Raw genomic sequence first — 16,568 nt, forward strand, 5'->3', positions numbered from 1 at the left:
GATCAACGCACGCATGGCGAAGCTCGCCAAGCGACGGGCACAGGGAAGAGCCGCCTACACCGACGCTAAATCCCGCGACAGCTAAGCGATGGCGGTTTCCTGACCACGCTTACTTTTTAGCCAAATTTCGAGAGTGCGATGCGCACCCTCGGGAGCGAGGCTATTTGGCTTTTGGGCGTCCGCGTGCGGCGGGCTTCCGTCCGCCGCCGCGACCCTTTGTTCCGAGCCCGATTTCCTTCGCAAGCACGCGCCGGCGTTCCGAATAATTCGGCGCGACCATCGGATAATCCTTCGGCAAGTTCCACTTGGCGCGATACTCGTCCGGCGTCATTTCGAAGTTGGTCATCAGATAGCGACGCATCATCGTGAGCTTCTTGCCGTCCTCAAGACAGACGATGTAATCCGGCCTAACCGACGCACGGATTGAAACTGCCGGTTCCTGTTTGACCTCGGGAGCAACGGTGGTGCCAAGGCCTGCCAGCGCATCGTGTACCGATCGAATGATCAGCGGGATATCCGATATGGCGACGCTGTTGTTACTGACATGGGAGGCGACGATGTCGGCGGTCAGCGTGACCAAGGTTTCAGAGTCTTCCATCGTCATGATCCTTCGGTGCCTAACCTATTTCATCTGCGCTCCTAGCAGGACAACGCGCTCTGAACAAACGGCATACCTGGCGCGACCGAGTTTCGACGGAGCAAGGCTCACCTCACGGCCCCGACAAGGCCAAAAAAGAGCGGCTGATCCGCCGCTCAGTTTTTCGGGTTCCCGCTGAACGAGCTGCCAATGCGCTGCCTCCAATTAGGGCAGAAAACCGCCATTTTTGGGGAGCGCAATCAAGGAGCTGCCGAATCGCTGCCTCGAAAAGTGGCGGAAAACCGCCATGCACCCGTGCGTGAGGTGTGTATTCAAATTATGGGTCCGATGCGGAGCATCGCGGCCCGGAAACGTGGCGGTCCGCGCAGGGGTTCAGGATGGGGCAACGTAGGGGGGCAGCCTCGCTCGCGCGTCGAGTTCGGCGATGCGTTCGGAGCAGATGGCGTGAACGGCGCGGCCTAGTTCCTCGACGCAACCACCCAGCCACAGAAGCTCTTCCTCGGTGATTCGGTAATGCTTCGAATAGCGAGCCTTCACATAAGCCTCTTTCAGCTTCTCGAACCGCGCCCGATCTTCGCGACGCTCACGCGGCCAAGCGTCAACTAGGCGCATGTCGATCCGCTCGGCCTGGGTGCGTAAGAAGGTGAGGTTATGGACGTGCGGCGTGTAGAAGGTGCAGACCAGCAGAACGCAATGGTACAGCCTTTCGGTCGCCTGATGCAGCTGAAACGCAGCGTTATTGTTTCGGCCCTGCTCACGATTGAACTTATAATTGTCGAAGAACTCTGCGCCACTCGGGTACCATTCGTCGAAATATTCCCGCGCCATTGCCAGTGCCTGTTCGGGCGTCTTCGGCTTCGGCGTGTGCAGAGGCTTCTCGTCAAACTCGTGGAGCGCAATCCCGTCCTTGGCTACGTCCATGAAGAAATAGCGCCCATGCGCCAGCCCGTCGTTTACCTCCTGCAATGTGTGGACGATGAAGTTGACCGGCGTGTGCAGCGTCTTGTCGATCGCCAGCTCACGAATGAGCCGGTCGTCCAGCTTGAGCCAGAAATCGACCTTCTCGGTCAGTCGCTTGTCGTTGACGATGATGAGCAAATCGAAGTCAGACCGATAGCCCTTGGCGGTGTGCGGCTCGTCCACCCAGCCGCCGCGCGCATAGCTGCCATAGAGGATCAGCTTGTCGATCCGGCCCTTCTTTTTCCAGCTCATCGTGCCGAGCGCGAGCGCATCCTCAAACTCTTCGAAGATGATCTGCTTCACGCGTTCAAGTTCGCGCTGCTTGTTCGCCGGAAGATGATCGAGGTCGGTTTTCATGGTAGCGGCACCCTGTCGAGACGGCGGCGGATTGGCAAGGTCGAAGCGCCGTCAGCGGCGCCAGAATTGCCACCACGGGCGGGTCTTTTTCGTGGAGTAATCGTCAACCTGCGCAAGCGCCCGCCACATATGGCATTCAACTTCAATGATGCTGATATCGTGTTTGTCGGCAAGTTCGGGGTATGTCAGATCCTCGACGACATGGCCGAGGAAGATCGCGCGCTGCATCGGCATCATGCGGTCAACCGCGCGTTCGTAACGACGCAGCCTGCGCCGCTCGTCGGCGCTCAACGTGCTTGTGCCGGACACCTTAGCCTCGCATCAAATCGAGCTGCACGACGTCGGCGCCGTCGCGAAGCTTGTCGAGATAGTCCGACCACCATTGCGCCATGCGAACGCGCTCGTCCCAGAAAGTGCCGCGATTATAAGCCGAGCGAACGCGGTCAGGATCGTGATGGGCGAGCGATTTCTCAATAGCGTCGGGATGCCAGCGACCGGACTCGTTGAGCAACGTGCTGGCGACCGCGCGGAACCCGTGCGCGGTCATTTCCTCATTGGTGTAGCCGATCCGGCGCAGCGCTTGGTTCAGCGTGTTCTCGCTCATCGTTTTCTTCGGCGTATGGAAGGCCGGGAAGAGGTAGGTGGAGGGATGCTGGAGCGATTGCAGTTCGCGTAGCAGTTCGACGCTCTGACGCGACAGGGGAGCGGTGTGGGGCCGCTTCATTTTCATCTTGGCGGCGGGAACGTGCCAAACCGCCTCGGCCAGATCGATGTCGTCCCATTCGGCGGTTCGGATTTCACCGGGACGCAGAAAGACGTGGGCAGCCAATTGCAGGCCGATCCGCGTTTCGACGCGACCGGAGTAATCGCCGATGGCGCGCAGCAGTTCGCCGACCTTCTTGGGTTCGAGGATCGCGGAGCGATGTTTGACCTTGGGAATGACCAGCGCGCCGCGCAGCACGTCGGCGTGATTATACTGGGCGCGAAGCGTCGCAATGGCATAGCGAAAGACGCGGCCAGCGAACGAGCGGGTCCGCAGCGCCGTTTCGTGATGTCCGCGCCGCTCGATCCGCTTAAGCGCCGCCAGCAACTCGTGCGGAGACACTTCTGCGACCGGGACGTGTCCGATGTAGGGATTGAGTAGATCGCTGAACCAGCGCAGCTTGCTGATCGTGGCGGGCGACTTCCCTTCCACCTTCATCTTTTCGATATATTCGTCGGCGACCAAGCGGAACGTATTGCGCGCCTCCGTCATCGCCTTGATCTTCGCCTCGCGCCGCTGCTTGCCCGGATCGACGCCCTCGGCGATCTTCTTCCGGGCCTCGTCGCGCTTCTCCCGCGCGGCTTTCAGACTGACCTGGGGGTATTTCCCAAGCGCCAGCTTCTTCTCCCGGCCATCTATCCGGTATTTAAGCCGCCACAGGAGCGAACCGTTGGGTTGAACGAGGATAAAAAGCCCGTCGGCATCGGACACCTTGAAAGGCTTTGCCTTGGGCTTGAGATTCTGGATTTGAATGACCGTGAGCATGGCAACTCCAATTCAGGACTCGAACTGGTCAATCGCCGAAAAAATGGCCCCCAAAGAGGGTCAGACAGCCACGGATTTGCGTGGACGCGCACAGACGATCAACGCCTTGCGTATAGCAGATGAGAGCTAATTTTTCAAGGTTTTCCGCCACTTATCGGGACGGGGACTGGTGCCGCTTACAGGACTCGAACCTGTGACCCCATCATTACGAATGATGTGCTCTACCAACTGAGCTAAAGCGGCAACGAGGCGCGCCTCTAACAGCGTGGCCCGGCGAAGACAAGCGCCGTGGCGATTCAATTTTCGTTGCCGGGCGGCGGCGGCCTAGCGGCGGTCGCGCAGCATGTCGAGCGCGACATCGGTGATCATATCTTCCTGGCCGCCGACCATTTTGCGGCGACCGAGTTCGACCAGGATCGCGCGGGTGTCGAGGCCGTGGTCGGCCGCGGCCTTTTCGGCATGGCGCAGGAAGCTGGAGTACACCCCGGCATAGCCGAGGGTGAGCGTTTCGCGATCGACGCGCACCGGGCGGTCCTGCAGCGGGCGCACCAGATCCTCGGCGGCGTCCATCAGTGCGAACAGGTCGCAGCCATGGTTCCAGCCAAGGACGTCGGCGGCGGCGATGAACACCTCGAGCGGCGCATTGCCCGCCCCTGCCCCCATGCCGGCCAGGCTGGCATCGACGCGGATCGCGCCATTCTGCGCCGCAACGATGCTGTTCGCGACCCCAAGGCTGAGGTTGTGATGCGCGTGGACGCCGCGCTGGGTCTCGGGCTTGAGGACGCGGTCGTAAGCCTGCAATCGCGCCGCATATTGGTCCATCGTCATCGCCCCGCCGCTGTCGGTGACATAGACGCAATGTGCGCCATAGCTTTCCATCAGCTTGGCCTGCTGCGCCAGCGGTTCGGGCGCCGACATATGGCTCATCATCAAAAAGCCCGACACGTCCATGCCGATGCCGCGCGCAACCTCGATATGTTGCTTCGCGACATCGGCCTCGGTGCAGTGGGTCGCAATCCGCACCGAGCGCACGCCCAGATCATAGGCGCGTTTGAGATCGTGGATCGTGCCGATGCCGGGCAGCAGCAATGTCGTGAGCACGCTATGTTCGAGCACCTCGGCGACAGCGCCGATCCACTCCCAGTCGGTGTGGGCGCCAAAGCCATAGTTGAAGCTGGACCCTTGCAGGCCATCGCCATGCGCGACCTCGATCGCATCGACCTTGGCGCGGTCGAGCGCCTTCGCGATCGCGCGCACATGATCGAGCCCGTACTGATGCCGGATCGCGTGCATCCCATCGCGCAGCGTCACGTCCTGGATGTAGAGCTTGGTGGTCGTGGGATCCAAGGTCATGCCGCCAGCCTTTGCGCGATCTTCTCGGCGGTCTTCAGCGCCGCCGAGGTCATGATGTCGAGATTGCCCGCATAAGCCGGCAGATAATGCGCCGCGCCCTCGACCTCGAGGAAGACGCTGACCTTCAGGCCCGTGAAGCTGCCACCCATTTCGGGGATATGCAGCGGCGCGTTGCTGCCGATACTTTCAAACTGCACCGCCTGTTTGAGGCGGTAGCCGGGGACATAGGTCTGGACCTCGGCCACCATCGCCTCGACGCTGGCGCGGATCGCCTCGCGGTCGCCGTCGTCGCACAGGCAATAAACGGTATCGCGCATGATCAGCGGCGGTTCGGCAGGGTTGAGGACGATGATCGCCTTGCCGCGCGTCGCGCCGCCGACGTCTACGATTGCCTGGCTCGTGGTCCCGGTGAATTCGTCGATGTTGGCGCGCGTGCCCGGCCCCGCACTTTTCGAGGCGATCGAGGCGACGATTTCGCCATAATACACCTTCGATACCCGATTCACCGCCGCAACGATCGGGATCGTCGCCTGCCCGCCGCACGTCACCATATTGACGTTGGCGCTATCGAGGTGCGCGTCGCCGTTCACCGGCGGGATCGTATAGGGACCGATCGCAGCGGGGGTTAGATCGACGACGCGCTTGCCATGGGCGATCAGCACCGCGCTGTGCCGCTGGTGCGCCCCCGCCGAGGTCGCATCGAAAACGATCGCGATGTCGGCAAAGCCGGGCAGCGCGACCAGCCCGTCGAGGCCGTCGGCGGTGATCGGCACGCCGAGCCGCGCGGCGCGTTTCAGCCCATCGGACTCGGGATCGATGCCGACAAACGCCGCCATCTCCAGCGTGCCGGACAGGCGCATGATCTTGATCATAAGGTCGGTGCCGATGTTGCCCGACCCGATGATCGCGACTTTGGTCTTCGCCATCGGGTCAGCCCTCGCCATAGGTGAAGCTGGCGCTGCCGATGCCCGCGATGCTGGCGACGACATGGTCGCCGGGCGTCAGCGCGACCATTGGGCCGAGCGCGCCCGCCAGCAGGATGTCGCCCGCCTTCAGCGGCTCGCCGCGCGCCGCCAGTGTCTGCGCCAGCCAAGCGGCGGCGTTGAGAGGATTGCCGAGCGCCGCGGCGCCGAACCCGGCCGAGGCCACGCTGCCGTTCACTATCATCTCCATCGCCGCGCCCTCCAAGTCGAGGCCGGTCAGCGCCAGTCCCGCATCGGCCAGCACAAAGAAAGCCGACGAGCCATTGTCCGCCACCGTATCGGCAAAGGTGATTTTCCATTCGGCGATGCGGCTGTCGACGATCTCGATCGCGGCATGGACGCGCGCGACTGCTGCCGCCACCTGCTCGACCGTCGTTGCCGGATCGGGCAGATCGGCGCCGAGCACAAACGCAATCTCCGCTTCGGCCTTCGGCTGGATCGTGCGCGCCGGATCGAGCGTGCCGCCATCGGCAATCTGCATATCGGCGAACAAGACGCCGAAATCGGGCTGATCGACGCCCAGCTGGACCTGCACCGCCTTTGCCGTCAGCCCCGCCTTGCGCCCGACGATCCGCCGCCCCTGCGCTTCCCAGAAGCGCGTGTTGATCGTCTGCACCGCATAGGCGCCGTCGGCGTCGGTCGGCGCCAGCACGTCGCGCAGCGGTTCGATGACCCCGCCCGAATAGGCATCGCGCAGCCGCCGTGCGGCATGGTTGTGCATATTGCTCATGCGGCGGCCTGCGGCCCATGTTTGCCGGGGTGCACCGCGCCGCAATGGCCGCAGGTGCGCAGCTCTTCGCTGGCATAAAAAGCGGCGAACAGCGGCGGCAGATCGCGGACGATGCTTTTCAGCTGCACTTCGACCCGGTGGACGATGTGACCGCAATCGTCGCAATACCATTGGAAGGCGTCGATCATCCCGTCGGGGCGCTTGCGTTCGATCACCAGCCCGACGCTGCCCGGCACCGGGCGCTGCGGCGAATGCGGCACGCCCGGCGGCAACAGAAAGATGTCGCCCTCGCGGATCGGCATGTCCTGGGGGCCGTCATCGGTCCACAGCCGCAGATTCATGTCGCCTTCCAGCTGAAAGAAAAATTCTTCCAGCGGGTCGACATGATAATCGGTGCGCTGGTTCGGGCCGCCGACGACGGTGACGATGAAATCGGCATCCTCCCAGATTTGCGCGTTGCCGACCGGCGGCTTCAGCACATCGCGGTGATCCTCGATCCACTGGCGGAAATTGAAGGGCAATCCATAGGTCAGCATGGGCGCTATCCTTTCGTGGGCGCGCGCGGGATGAAGGCAGTGGCCTTGATCTCGATCAGCAGGTGCGGGTGGGGAAGCTGGTGGACGGCGACCGTCGTGCGCGCCGGACCAGCTTCGTCGAAATATTCGGCGTAAACCGCGTTATAGCCGCCGAAATCATTCATGTTGACCAGAAAGCTGGTGACATCGACGACATCGGCGAGCGATCCGCCGGCATCGGCCAGGATCTCCGCGATATTGTCGATCACCGCGCGCGTCTGCTCGCGAATGTCGAGGCTGACCGTGCCATATTCGTCGGCCGATGCGCCCGCGAAACTATTGTCGGGGCGGCGCGAACTGGTGCCCGACACAAAGACGAAATCGCCCGCGCAGCGATAATGCGGAAAGCGGCCGCGCGGACGCGCCTTGCCGGGGATGACCCGGCCTTTGCCTTCGCCGCTCATGCGACGCCGCCTGTGATCGTGAAGCCGACGCGGCCCAGATGCGCGGCGTCGAGCGAGACCGCGCGCGCCGATCCGATCGCCGCCGCCGCGGTCGCGCCGCCCAGCATGATCGTCCAGCCGGGCTGCAACGTCAGCCCCGCTGCCCCCGCCAGCCGCGCCGCGGCGACGAGCGAGCGGATCGGGTCGCCCAGGATCGCCGCGCTCGACCCGGTCTCGACGACGACATCGTCGACCCGCATAGCCATCGCGACATCGGCGACGTCGGTGGTGGCGGGCAGCCACGGCCCCACGACAAAGGCCGATGACGAGGCATTGTCGGCGACCACATCGCCCAGCGCGAAGCGGAAATTTTCGTAGCGGCTGTCGATAATCTCCAGCGCCGCCGCGACCGCATCGACCGCCGCCAGCGCTTCCTCGCGCGTCACCTCGCCCGCCAGCGGCGCTTTCAGCCGCACCGCGACCTCGGGCTCGACACGCGGATGGATGAAGCGGTCGCGGTCGATCGACGCGCCATTCGCGACCACCATGTCCGACGTCAGCCGCCCCCAGATCTGGTCGGTCAGACCCATTTGTACCATCTTGGCCTCGCTGGTGAAGCCCATCTTCACCCCGACCAGCGTCGCGCCGCGCGCCAGCCGGTGGTCGATCGCGGCGCGCTGGATCGCATAGGCGTCGGCGAGCGATAATTCGCCCTCCTGCCCGGTGATTTGCGCGATCGCCCGCGCCCCGCGCGCCGCGTCGTCGAGCCTTGCGGCGATTGCAGCTATATCGGCCATGTCGTCCGGCTCCTTTCCCTACAGCTTCACACAGATATTGGTCGGCTCGGAATAAAAGCCCAGCGAATGTTCGCCGCCCTCGCGCCCGATGCCCGACAGCTTCATGCCGCCGAACGGGGTGCGCAGGTCGCGCAGGAACCATTCATTGACCCAGACGATGCCCGTTTCCATCTGGGCGGCGACGCGGTGCGCGCGCCCGACATCGCGGGTCCAGATCGCCGCCGCCAGACCATAAGCGCTGTCGTTCGCCAGCTCGATCGCCTCGTCCTCGCGGTCAAAGGGCGCGATATGGCAGACCGGGCCGAAAATCTCCTCGCGCACACAGCGCGCGTCGGGGCCGAGTCCGGTCAGGATCGTCGGCTGGACGAACGCCCCCTGATCGAGCGCGCTGCCGAACGCGGGCACCCCGCCGCCGGTCACCACCGTCGCCCCCTCGTCGCGCGCGAGCTGGTAATAGCCGAGCACCTTGTCGCGATGGCCGTGCGAGATCAGCGGCCCCATGTCGGCGCCCGACCAGGGATCGCCGATGGTCAGCTCCGCGGCGCGCTCGGCCAGCGCCTTGACGAAGCGGTCGAAAATCGGCCGCTCGACATAGACGCGCTCGGTGCACAGGCACACCTGCCCGCAGTTGGAAAACACCGACCGCACCGTCCCCGCCACCGCCTCGTCGAAATCGCAGTCGGCAAAGACCAGCGCGGCGTTCTTGCCGCCCAGTTCGAACGACACCGGCTTCACCCCAGCCGCCGCGACGCGCATGATCGCGCCGCCGGTCGCCGATTCACCGGTAAAGGTGATTGCGTCGATGTCGGGATGCGCGGTCAGCCATTCGCCGGTGGACGCGCCGCCAAAGCCATGGACCAGGTTGAACACCCCTGGCGGCACCCCGGCTTCGTCCATCACCTCGGCCAGCAGCGCCGCGGTCGATGGCGTTTCCTCGCTCGGCTTCACCACGACGACATTGCCGCAAGCGAGCGCCGGCGCGACCTTCCACGTCATCAGCAGCAGCGGCAGGTTCCACGGCGAAATGATCGCCACAACGCCCAATGGCCGCGCGATCGCATAGTTGATCGCGCTGCGCCCATCGGGCAGGTCGGTGCGGAAACTGGGCATCGCGCGCGCTTCAGCCAGCCCGGCAAAGGCACGGAAATTGGCAGCGCCGCGCGGAATGTCGATCGTGCGCGCCTGATGCAGCGACTTGCCGGTGTCGGCGATCTCGGCCGCGGCGAATTCGTCGAAGCGCGCCTCGATGCCTTCGGCGACGCGGACGAGCAACTTGCACCGCTCGCCCTGCGACATCTTGCCCCACGGCCCCTTGAGTGCCCCCCGCGCGGCGGCCACAGCGCGATCGACGAGCGGCTGGTCGGCCAGCGACACCCGCGCCGCGACCTCGCCCGTCACCGGGTTCACATTGTCGAAATGCTCGCCGGTCGCGACGAAAGCGCCGTCGACATAATTTTGAATTTCGCGCGCCGCGAAAGGATAGGCAGTCTTCGTCATGCCTCGTCCCCGACCCGCGCATATCCCGCGGTGTTGCTGTGCACCGCACCACCCTTGCCAACATGCCCCGCCATCTGGAGCAGCGAAAGCAGCGTATCGTTGAACTGAACCGGCGCCTCGATGAAGGCCGAATGGCCAACCTCATTCACCTCGACGAGGAAGGAGCCCGCGACCTCAGCCTGAACCAGCCGCACCGCCTCGATCGGGAAAATGACGTCCCCGACCCCGCAGAGGAAGAGGATCGGAAAGCCCTTGCCGCCAAGGTCGGCGGCAGGCCGTGCGTCGAAACGGCCCGTCAGGCTGCGGCGATCGACCGCATTGAAGCTCGCAATCTGGCGATAAAGCATCGCAAGTTCGCGCGGGGCACCGATGCCGAGCACACGGTCGATCTGTCCCATCGTTGCGGTTTTCGCCCTCGCCGCATCCATGATCGCCTTCACCGCGTCCGTCTCGGCAATGCCGTGCAGGCTGTCGCAGATCGCCAGCGCCGCGACCCGTTCGGGCGCGCGGTGCGCAAAACCGATACAGCTGCCCGCCCCCATCGACTGCCCGACCAGCGCCACCTTCGCCTCGCCCAGATGGTCGAGCAGTGCCGTCAGATCGTCGATAAAAGCGTCACGCCCGCGCCCGTCCAGATCGCGCGACAGGCCGAAACCGCGATGATCGAACAGGATGACGCGGTTCGACCGCGCCAGCGCATCGACCTGCGCATACCAGATCGCATGATTGCCGCCGATGCCATGCGCCAGCACGACCGCCGGTCCCTGACCATGCGCCTGCCAATAGATTTCGGCGCCCGCGGTCGCCAAGATCCCGCTCTCCATCACAAAACCCCCATCAATTTGCTCAGCCGCACGACATAGTCGCCGAAGGCCGGATCCTCGCGCGTGACGCTGGGGTCGCGCGGGCGCGGCAGGTCGATGCGGACATCCTCGATAATCGTCCCCGGCCGCTCCGACATCACCAGCACCCGGTCGGACAGCAATACCGCTTCGGAAATGCTGTGGGTGACCAGCACCACCGTCTTGCGATCGCGTTGCCAGATGCGGAGCAATTCCATGTTCAGCCGGTCGCGGGTCAGCGCGTCGAGCGCGCCGAAGGGTTCGTCCATCAGCAGCACCTGCGGATTACGCGCCAGCGCCTGCCCGATCGCGACGCGATGCCGCATCCCGCCCGACAGCTGGTGCGGATGGCTCGCCTCGAACCCGGTCAGGCCGAGGGTTTCGACCAGATCGGCGAACACCGCGTCGCTTGGCCGCTGCACCGCGGCGTCGAGATCGACGCCGAGCAACAGATTGTCGCGCACATTGAGCCAGGGCAGCAGGTTCGATGTCTGGAACACAAACCCCATCTCGGGTGCGGGCGCTGTTACCGCGGCGCCATTGAAGCTGATGCTGCCGTCCTCGAACGGGGTCAGCCCGGCGATCAGGCGCAGCAGCGTGCTCTTGCCGCAGCCCGACGGGCCGAGCACCGACACAAACTCTGCCGCGCCAATATCGGCGCTGACATCACCGAGCACCCGGAGGTCGCCGAACGCCTTGCCGACGCCCGAAATCGAAATCACCGCGCTCATGCCGCCCGCCACCAGATGAAGCGTTCCCAATAGGCCACGCCATAGAAAAGAATGAGCGACATCAAAGTCACCGCGATCAACGCCGCAAAGGTCAGCGTCGTATGTCCCGAACCCGACGCGGTCAGGATCAGATTGCCCAGCCCGTCGTTCGATCCGACAAATTCGCCGACCACCGCGCCGATCACCGCCAGCGGCATCGCAACCTTGCACCCGTCGAGAAAGCTCGGCAGCGCCGCGGGCACGCGCAGCCGCCAGAAGCTCTGCATCGGCGTTGCGCGCAGGGCGCGGAAATGTTCCTCCAGATGCGCCGGGGTGCTCGCCAGCCCACCGAGCGTCGAGATGATGATCGGGAAAAAGGCGAACAGGAACGCCATGATCAGTTTCGAGGTCAGCCCATAACCGAACCAGACGACGATCAGCGGTGCGAGCCCGATCTTGGGAATACTCTGCAGCGCAACGAACAGCGGATAGACGGTGCGTTTCGCGGTGCGCGAGAAAAAGATCAGCGCCGCGATCGGCACGCCGAGCGCCACCGCGATGATAAAGCCCCAGAACACCTCGGTCAGCGTGACCAAGCTTTGCGCCAAGATCGGCCCGCGCGACTGCCACAGTTCGGCGAGGATCGCGCTCGGCGGCGGCAACAGATAAGATTGCACCCCCGACCAGCGCACGCCAAATTCCCAAGCGAGGCCGAGGAACAGGAAAAAGCCCAGGCTGATCGCATGGTCGCGGGTGACGGCGGACGCGCTCATTGCCCGTCCTCCTTGTCGATCAGCGCGCTGATGCGTGCCGGTGGCGGCACCAGAAAATGCTCGAGGTGCCAGCGGTCGAATGTGTCGAGCTGTTGGCCGTCCCACACCGACGCGGTGTAGGGATGGTCGGCGTCGATCTGCGTCATGTCGGTGTAGAATTCGACATTGTTGCCGTCGGGATCGCGGAAAACGAGGAAGCTGTTGGCGCCTGGGCCATGTTTGCCGATGCCGCGGTCGATGGTGATGCCGCGTGCGATCAGCATCGCCGCCACCTTTTCCATCTCGTCCAGGCTTTCGAGGCGATAGGAGAAATGTTCGACCGCCGGATAATGCCCCGCGGGCGCCGCGCCATGGCCGGGCGGCAGCTGCAACAGCGCCAGATCATGATGATCCGCGCCCGCGCGCAGGAACACCATATGATGGTCGATCCAGTCGGACACCTCAAGGCCGACGACCTCGTTGTAAAAGGCGAGCGAACGGTCGATGTCGCGCACTTTCAGGACCAGATGGCCCAGCCGGGTCGGGCGCGGGCGATAGGCGGCGGGATCGGTCATCACGGCTTCCCCATCGGTACGAAGGCGTTGGTGAACAGCGCCGCGGTGGCATCGAAACCCTGCAGCTGGCCGCTCGCCTGCAGATAGGTGACGGTGCGCGCGACCTTTTCGGGCTTCAGGCGGTGCGACCCGCCCTCGGCCGCCATCAGGTCGGCGGTCTCGCGGATCTGCCGCTCGGTCACCGCTTCGTCGAGCAACGGATAATGTTTGCGCGTGATCGCCAGCGCCGCCTTGGGATCACGCGCCGCATCGGCATAGCCGCGATAGGCGGCCTTCAGGAACGCGCGCACCAGCTCGGGGTCTTTGTCGATCAGCGCGTCGCGCGTCGCAAAGCCGCTGCCGTACACGTCGAGCCCGAAATCGGCATAAGCGATGCGCCCGATCGTCACGCCCTTCGCCTTCGCCGCCTTGTCGAACAGCGCCATCGAATTGCCCAGCCAGCATTCGGCGGCGTCGATCCGCCCCTCGACCAGCGACGACACGACGATCGCGGGGTCGAGTTGAATCTGTTCGACGCGCGCCGGGTCGACGCCATTGCCCTTCAGCCACGCCGGCAGCAGCGCCTGAATCGCCGAGCTTTGCCCGGCGCCAAAGCGCAGACCGGCCAGGTCGGCGGGCTTGGTGATGGCGTGGCGTTCCTTGACGAAACAGGCGCCCGCGGGCAGCCGCATGTTGATGCCGCCGATCATGCGCGCCGCGCCGCCCTTCGACCGGTTCAGCGCGACCGACAGCGGGTCGATATAGGCAAATTCAAACATGCCCTGATCAAGTTCATTGGCGGTGCGGATGCCGCCAAAGCCGCGCACCGCTTCGACATTCAACCCGGCTTCGGCGAAATAGTCCTTGTCCATCGCGACAAAGATGCCGGCCATGCTGCCCTGCGGGAGCCACGCCATGTTAAAGCGCACGGTGCGCGCGTCGGCTTGCTGCACCATCTTGGGCGCGCTGCTGCCAAAGGCACTCCACAGGGTCAGCGCCGCGATGACGGCGACGACCAAGATCGGCGCGAACAGCGAACGGCGGGAAATAGTGGCCATGGTCATGCTCCTTTAGGCAGGTGCGGCGCCGACACGGGGTTGCGCAGTGAGCCGATGCCATCGACCCACGCGGTCATCACATCGCCGTCCTTTAGAAAGACGCCGCGCCCCATGCCGACCCCGGCTGGGGTGCCCGACGCGATCAGGTCGCCCGCGCGCAGTTCCAGGATCGTCGAAAGATAGGCGATCTGTTCATAGATGTTGAAGATCATCTCCGACGTGTTGCCGTCCTGCATGACGACGTCGTTGACCTTCAGCCCCAGGCGGATGTCGTGCGGATCACCCAGGCAATCGCGCGGCACAAACACGGGACCGAGCGGGGTAAAGCTGTCGAAGCTCTTGCCGCGGAACCAGTCGTGCGAGAAGGGAAAGTCGCTGCGCCGGGTCCGGTCGCGCGCCGACACATCGTTGACGATCGTATAGCCGGCGATCATCTCGTGCGCGTCGGCAACTGCGACACTCTTTCCCGCACGGCCGAGCACGACGCCCAGCTCGACCTCCCAATCGGGGCGCGAGACCTGCGGCGGGACGACGACCATGTCGTCCGGTCCGACGACACTTTCGATCGTCTTGAGGAAGATATAGGGTTCGCTGTCGGCCTTGGCCGCGAGCTTGGTCTGCATTTCCTCGGCATGTTCGATGAAGTTCGACGCGGCGGCAAAGATGCGGCGCGGCTCGAACGGGGCGGCAAGACGCGGCGCCTCCATCTCGCCCGATACACCTTCCAGCGCGCGGGCGAGCGCGAACAGCGGCTCGCGGCGGGCGTCCCAATCGCGAATGATGGCGGACACGTCGCCAGCGACGGCGGCAAAGCCATGCGCGGCGGCGGCATCGTGGAGGTCGTGAAAGGCGTCGCCGACCTGAATCACGGGGCGCGGGCCATCAGCGCCGCTGCGGGTGGCAAGGGCAAACCAGGTCATGGGTCGATCATCCTTTCGAAAATCATGGGCAAAGCCCGGAGCGGTGCAGCCGACCGCCAGTCCGGCGCCGAGCGCTGCCAACGCGGTACGGCGGTCGAGCGTCGCCGGTCGGCGGCTATCGGGCGAGGAGGACGCGGCGCTTGGCACGGCATCTCAACCAAAGGCCCGCAGCAACATGCGCACCGCCACCACGGTCAGGAACAGCCCGAACATCAGGCTCAGCTGGCGCTTCGACAGCGCGTGCGCGATGCGGGCGCCCCACGGAGCGGTCAGATAGGACACCGGGGCGATGATCGCGAAGCCGATCAGATTGACATAGCCAAGGCTCCCCGGCGGCAGGTCTTCGACATTCCACCCGGTGGCGATGAACGCCGCCGTCGCGGGGCCACTGATCAGCAGCCCGAACAGCGCCGCTGTGCCGACCGCGCGGTGGATCGGAACATTGAACAGCGTCATCACCGGCACGCTGAGCGTGCCGCCGCCGATCCCCATCATGCTGGAGATGCCGCCGATGCCAAAGGGGATGATCTGACCAACCGCCCCGCCGGGGACGGCATCGGCGATATGTTTGCCCTCCAGCGGCAACAGCATCTTGATCGCCACGATCAGCGCGACAATCCCGAACACCGCCGACAGCATGTCGCCGGTCACCCGCGACGCGAGCAGGACGCCGGCGATGGCGCCCAGAAAGATGGCGGCGCCCCAACGCTTCAGCTGATCGCGATCGACCGCGCCCTTGGCATGGTGGGCGCGCGATGACGAGATCGCGGTCGGGATGATCGTCGCGAGCGAGGTCGCGACCGCGACATGCATCCGCACCGAGCTGTCGACGTCGAGCGCCGCCAGCACCAGATCGAGCACCGGCACGATCACAATCCCGCCACCGACGCCCAGCATCCCGGCGATCACGCCGCCGACCGCTCCGGTCAGCAGCATCATCGCCGCCAGCGTCAGCAGATCAGGATTCAAAAGCGAATGCATCGGTTCCCCCGTAAGTTGGATCCTGCTTGTGCGGGTTGGTCGATATGCAGTCAAAGATAGAAACCGGGACTATCTATAACCAAAAATGCATATCGCCGATGGTCGCGCCTTCTATATCCTTTCCGAGATAGCGCGGCGGACAATGGATATTATCCTATATAGCAAAGACCTCGTAGCGCGGGGCCATGATCAAGATTGGCATTGCCGGGTTCGGCACCATCGGCCGCGTCGTCGCGCGCCATATCGAAGCAAGCGCGCTGCCGCTGGAACTCGCCGCGGTGTCGGCGGGTGACCGCACCCGCGCCGCCGCCGCGATGGCGCAGCTGCGTTCGCCGGTTCCCATCGTCGATACCGCCGAACTCGTCGCCCTGTCCGACGTCATCGTCGACAGCGCCCCGACCGCAGCCTTCCGCGACATCGCCGAAGCCACGCTGCGCGCCGGCAAGACGCTGGTGACGGTCAGCGGTGCGGCGCTGATGCAATGGCCCGAGGCGGCCGATCTGGCGCGCGCGCAGGGCGGGCGCATCATCCTGGCGACCGGCGCGCTGCTCGGTCTCGATGCTGTGCGCGCCGCAGCGATCGGCACCATCCACTCGGTGACGATGGTGACACGCAAGCCGGTGAAGTCGCTGGTCAAGGCCGAGCATGTCGTGCGCCACAACATCGACCTGTCGAACCTGACCGAGCCATTGAAGATCTTTGAGGGCAGCGCGCGCGAAGGCGCCCTCGCCTTTCCCGCCAACGTCAATGTCGCCGCTGCGCTGGGCATGGCCGGCGTCGGCCCCGACCGGACCCGGCTCGAAATCTGGGCCGACCCGGCGCTCGAGCGCAACACGCATCACATCGTCGTTGATTCCGACAGCGCGCGACTGGAACTCGCGATCCAGAATATTCCCACCGACGAGAACCCCGGCACCGGCCGGATCACCGCGCAAAGCATCGTCGCGGCGCTCAACGATCTCGTCAGCCCCATCCGTATCGGAACCTAGA

General features: G+C 64.6%; 19 protein-coding genes and 1 tRNA gene. 1 reads left to right on the top strand and 19 read right to left on the bottom strand.

All coding sequences use genetic code 11. The annotated features are described in order from the left end of the window. Positions 1-160 precede the first annotated feature (160 nt). From FFS68_RS06330 to FFS68_RS06420, 19 genes are all read right to left on the bottom strand, one after another. A complete protein-coding gene (locus FFS68_RS06330; RefSeq protein ID WP_137752352.1) occupies positions 161-598 on the bottom strand; it encodes a MucR family transcriptional regulator in 438 nt (145 codons plus the stop codon). A gap of 372 nt (positions 599-970) precedes the next feature. After that, on the bottom strand, positions 971-1,915 hold the full coding sequence (locus FFS68_RS06335; RefSeq protein ID WP_137752353.1) for a HEPN domain-containing protein: 945 nt from the start codon (positions 1,913-1,915) through the stop codon (positions 971-973). A gap of 51 nt (positions 1,916-1,966) precedes the next feature. Beyond that, complete coding sequence (locus tag FFS68_RS06340; RefSeq protein ID WP_137752354.1) at positions 1,967-2,206, bottom strand: sigma factor-like helix-turn-helix DNA-binding protein; 240 nt, start codon at positions 2,204-2,206, stop codon at positions 1,967-1,969. 19 nt (positions 2,207-2,225) lie between these two features. Further along, on the bottom strand, positions 2,226-3,443 hold the full coding sequence (locus tag FFS68_RS06345; RefSeq protein WP_137752355.1) for an integrase arm-type DNA-binding domain-containing protein: 1,218 nt from the start codon (positions 3,441-3,443) through the stop codon (positions 2,226-2,228). A gap of 167 nt (positions 3,444-3,610) precedes the next feature. Further along, positions 3,611-3,686: transfer RNA gene (locus tag FFS68_RS06350), tRNA-Thr, on the bottom strand. An 81-nt stretch (positions 3,687-3,767) separates the two neighbouring features. Then, positions 3,768-4,796, bottom strand: a complete 1,029-nt coding sequence (dmpG, locus tag FFS68_RS06355; protein WP_137752356.1) for a 4-hydroxy-2-oxovalerate aldolase — start codon at positions 4,794-4,796, stop codon at positions 3,768-3,770. Next, a complete protein-coding gene (locus FFS68_RS06360; protein ID WP_137752357.1) occupies positions 4,793-5,722 on the bottom strand; it encodes an acetaldehyde dehydrogenase (acetylating) in 930 nt (309 codons plus the stop codon). Before FFS68_RS06360 ends, dmpG begins: the two co-directional genes overlap by 4 nt. Positions 5,723-5,726: 4 nt before the next feature. Continuing rightward, positions 5,727-6,509 (bottom strand): fumarylacetoacetate hydrolase family protein, encoded by a 783-nt coding sequence (locus tag FFS68_RS06365; RefSeq protein ID WP_137752358.1) that lies wholly within the window; start codon positions 6,507-6,509, stop codon positions 5,727-5,729. Continuing rightward, the gene (locus tag FFS68_RS06370) at positions 6,506-7,045 is read right to left on the bottom strand and encodes a 3-hydroxyanthranilate 3,4-dioxygenase (RefSeq protein WP_137752359.1); all 540 of its coding nucleotides are present in this window, start codon (positions 7,043-7,045) and stop codon (positions 6,506-6,508) included. Before FFS68_RS06370 ends, FFS68_RS06365 begins: the two co-directional genes overlap by 4 nt. Positions 7,046-7,050: 5 nt before the next feature. After that, complete coding sequence (locus FFS68_RS06375; protein ID WP_137752360.1) at positions 7,051-7,488, bottom strand: RidA family protein; 438 nt, start codon at positions 7,486-7,488, stop codon at positions 7,051-7,053. After that, positions 7,485-8,264 carry a fumarylacetoacetate hydrolase family protein gene (locus FFS68_RS06380; RefSeq protein ID WP_137752361.1) on the bottom strand — a complete coding sequence of 260 codons (780 nt, stop codon included), beginning with the start codon at positions 8,262-8,264 and terminating at the stop codon, positions 7,485-7,487. The genes FFS68_RS06375 and FFS68_RS06380 overlap by 4 nt, the downstream gene beginning before the upstream one ends. Before the next feature lie 18 nt (positions 8,265-8,282). Further along, positions 8,283-9,761 carry a 2-hydroxymuconic semialdehyde dehydrogenase gene (locus FFS68_RS06385; protein ID WP_137752362.1) on the bottom strand — a complete coding sequence of 493 codons (1,479 nt, stop codon included), beginning with the start codon at positions 9,759-9,761 and terminating at the stop codon, positions 8,283-8,285. After that, positions 9,758-10,585: an alpha/beta hydrolase gene (locus FFS68_RS06390; RefSeq protein ID WP_137752363.1), complete on the bottom strand. Its 828-nt coding sequence runs from the start codon at positions 10,583-10,585 to the stop codon at positions 9,758-9,760. Before FFS68_RS06390 ends, FFS68_RS06385 begins: the two co-directional genes overlap by 4 nt. Further along, the gene (locus tag FFS68_RS06395; protein WP_171003764.1) at positions 10,585-11,334 is read right to left on the bottom strand and encodes an ABC transporter ATP-binding protein; all 750 of its coding nucleotides are present in this window, start codon (positions 11,332-11,334) and stop codon (positions 10,585-10,587) included. The genes FFS68_RS06390 and FFS68_RS06395 overlap by 1 nt, the downstream gene beginning before the upstream one ends. Further along, entirely contained in the window at positions 11,331-12,086 is a 756-nt protein-coding gene (locus FFS68_RS06400) for an ABC transporter permease (protein WP_137752364.1), read from the bottom strand. Before FFS68_RS06400 ends, FFS68_RS06395 begins: the two co-directional genes overlap by 4 nt. After that, a complete protein-coding gene (locus tag FFS68_RS06405; RefSeq protein WP_137752365.1) occupies positions 12,083-12,640 on the bottom strand; it encodes a VOC family protein in 558 nt (185 codons plus the stop codon). The genes FFS68_RS06400 and FFS68_RS06405 overlap by 4 nt, the downstream gene beginning before the upstream one ends. Next, a complete protein-coding gene (locus FFS68_RS06410) occupies positions 12,640-13,677 on the bottom strand; it encodes an ABC transporter substrate-binding protein (protein WP_249340047.1) in 1,038 nt (345 codons plus the stop codon). The genes FFS68_RS06405 and FFS68_RS06410 overlap by 1 nt, the downstream gene beginning before the upstream one ends. Positions 13,678-13,679: 2 nt before the next feature. Further along, positions 13,680-14,597 carry a fumarylacetoacetate hydrolase family protein gene (locus tag FFS68_RS06415; protein ID WP_249340048.1) on the bottom strand — a complete coding sequence of 306 codons (918 nt, stop codon included), beginning with the start codon at positions 14,595-14,597 and terminating at the stop codon, positions 13,680-13,682. A gap of 153 nt (positions 14,598-14,750) precedes the next feature. After that, positions 14,751-15,578 (bottom strand): sulfite exporter TauE/SafE family protein, encoded by an 828-nt coding sequence (locus tag FFS68_RS06420; RefSeq protein ID WP_137752368.1) that lies wholly within the window; start codon positions 15,576-15,578, stop codon positions 14,751-14,753. A 185-nt stretch (positions 15,579-15,763) separates the two neighbouring features. Here FFS68_RS06420 and FFS68_RS06425 point away from each other — a divergent pair, with 185 nt between their 5' ends. Continuing rightward, on the top strand, positions 15,764-16,567 hold the full coding sequence (locus FFS68_RS06425) for an aspartate dehydrogenase (RefSeq protein WP_137752369.1): 804 nt from the start codon (positions 15,764-15,766) through the stop codon (positions 16,565-16,567). The last annotated feature ends 1 nt before the right edge of the window (position 16,568 follow it).

Origin of the sequence: Sphingopyxis sp. L1A2A, from assembly GCF_005502465.1 — a bacterium.
In the GTDB taxonomy this organism is placed as follows: Bacteria; Pseudomonadota; Alphaproteobacteria; order Sphingomonadales; family Sphingomonadaceae; genus Sphingopyxis.

Bases quoted from the DNA above. Each gene is read 5' to 3' on its own strand.
- FFS68_RS06330 (WP_137752352.1), bottom strand. From the start codon at position 598: ATGGAAGACTCTGAAACCTTGGTCACGCTGACCGCCGACATCGTCGCC.
- FFS68_RS06335 (WP_137752353.1), bottom strand. From the start codon at position 1,915: ATGAAAACCGACCTCGATCATCTTCCGGCGAACAAGCAGCGCGAACTT.
- FFS68_RS06345 (WP_137752355.1), bottom strand. From the start codon at position 3,443: ATGCTCACGGTCATTCAAATCCAGAATCTCAAGCCCAAGGCAAAGCCT.
- dmpG (WP_137752356.1), bottom strand. From the start codon at position 4,796: ATGACCTTGGATCCCACGACCACCAAGCTCTACATCCAGGACGTGACG.
- FFS68_RS06360 (WP_137752357.1), bottom strand. From the start codon at position 5,722: ATGGCGAAGACCAAAGTCGCGATCATCGGGTCGGGCAACATCGGCACC.
- FFS68_RS06365 (WP_137752358.1), bottom strand. From the start codon at position 6,509: ATGAGCAATATGCACAACCATGCCGCACGGCGGCTGCGCGATGCCTAT.
- FFS68_RS06370 (WP_137752359.1), bottom strand. From the start codon at position 7,045: ATGCTGACCTATGGATTGCCCTTCAATTTCCGCCAGTGGATCGAGGAT.
- FFS68_RS06375 (WP_137752360.1), bottom strand. From the start codon at position 7,488: ATGAGCGGCGAAGGCAAAGGCCGGGTCATCCCCGGCAAGGCGCGTCCG.
- FFS68_RS06380 (WP_137752361.1), bottom strand. From the start codon at position 8,264: ATGGCCGATATAGCTGCAATCGCCGCAAGGCTCGACGACGCGGCGCGC.
- FFS68_RS06385 (WP_137752362.1), bottom strand. From the start codon at position 9,761: ATGACGAAGACTGCCTATCCTTTCGCGGCGCGCGAAATTCAAAATTAT.
- FFS68_RS06390 (WP_137752363.1), bottom strand. From the start codon at position 10,585: ATGGAGAGCGGGATCTTGGCGACCGCGGGCGCCGAAATCTATTGGCAG.
- FFS68_RS06395 (WP_171003764.1), bottom strand. From the start codon at position 11,334: ATGAGCGCGGTGATTTCGATTTCGGGCGTCGGCAAGGCGTTCGGCGAC.
- FFS68_RS06400 (WP_137752364.1), bottom strand. From the start codon at position 12,086: ATGAGCGCGTCCGCCGTCACCCGCGACCATGCGATCAGCCTGGGCTTT.
- FFS68_RS06405 (WP_137752365.1), bottom strand. From the start codon at position 12,640: ATGACCGATCCCGCCGCCTATCGCCCGCGCCCGACCCGGCTGGGCCAT.
- FFS68_RS06410 (WP_249340047.1), bottom strand. From the start codon at position 13,677: ATGGCCACTATTTCCCGCCGTTCGCTGTTCGCGCCGATCTTGGTCGTC.
- FFS68_RS06415 (WP_249340048.1), bottom strand. From the start codon at position 14,597: ATGACCTGGTTTGCCCTTGCCACCCGCAGCGGCGCTGATGGCCCGCGC.
- FFS68_RS06420 (WP_137752368.1), bottom strand. From the start codon at position 15,578: ATGCATTCGCTTTTGAATCCTGATCTGCTGACGCTGGCGGCGATGATG.
- FFS68_RS06425 (WP_137752369.1), top strand. From the start codon at position 15,764: ATGATCAAGATTGGCATTGCCGGGTTCGGCACCATCGGCCGCGTCGTC.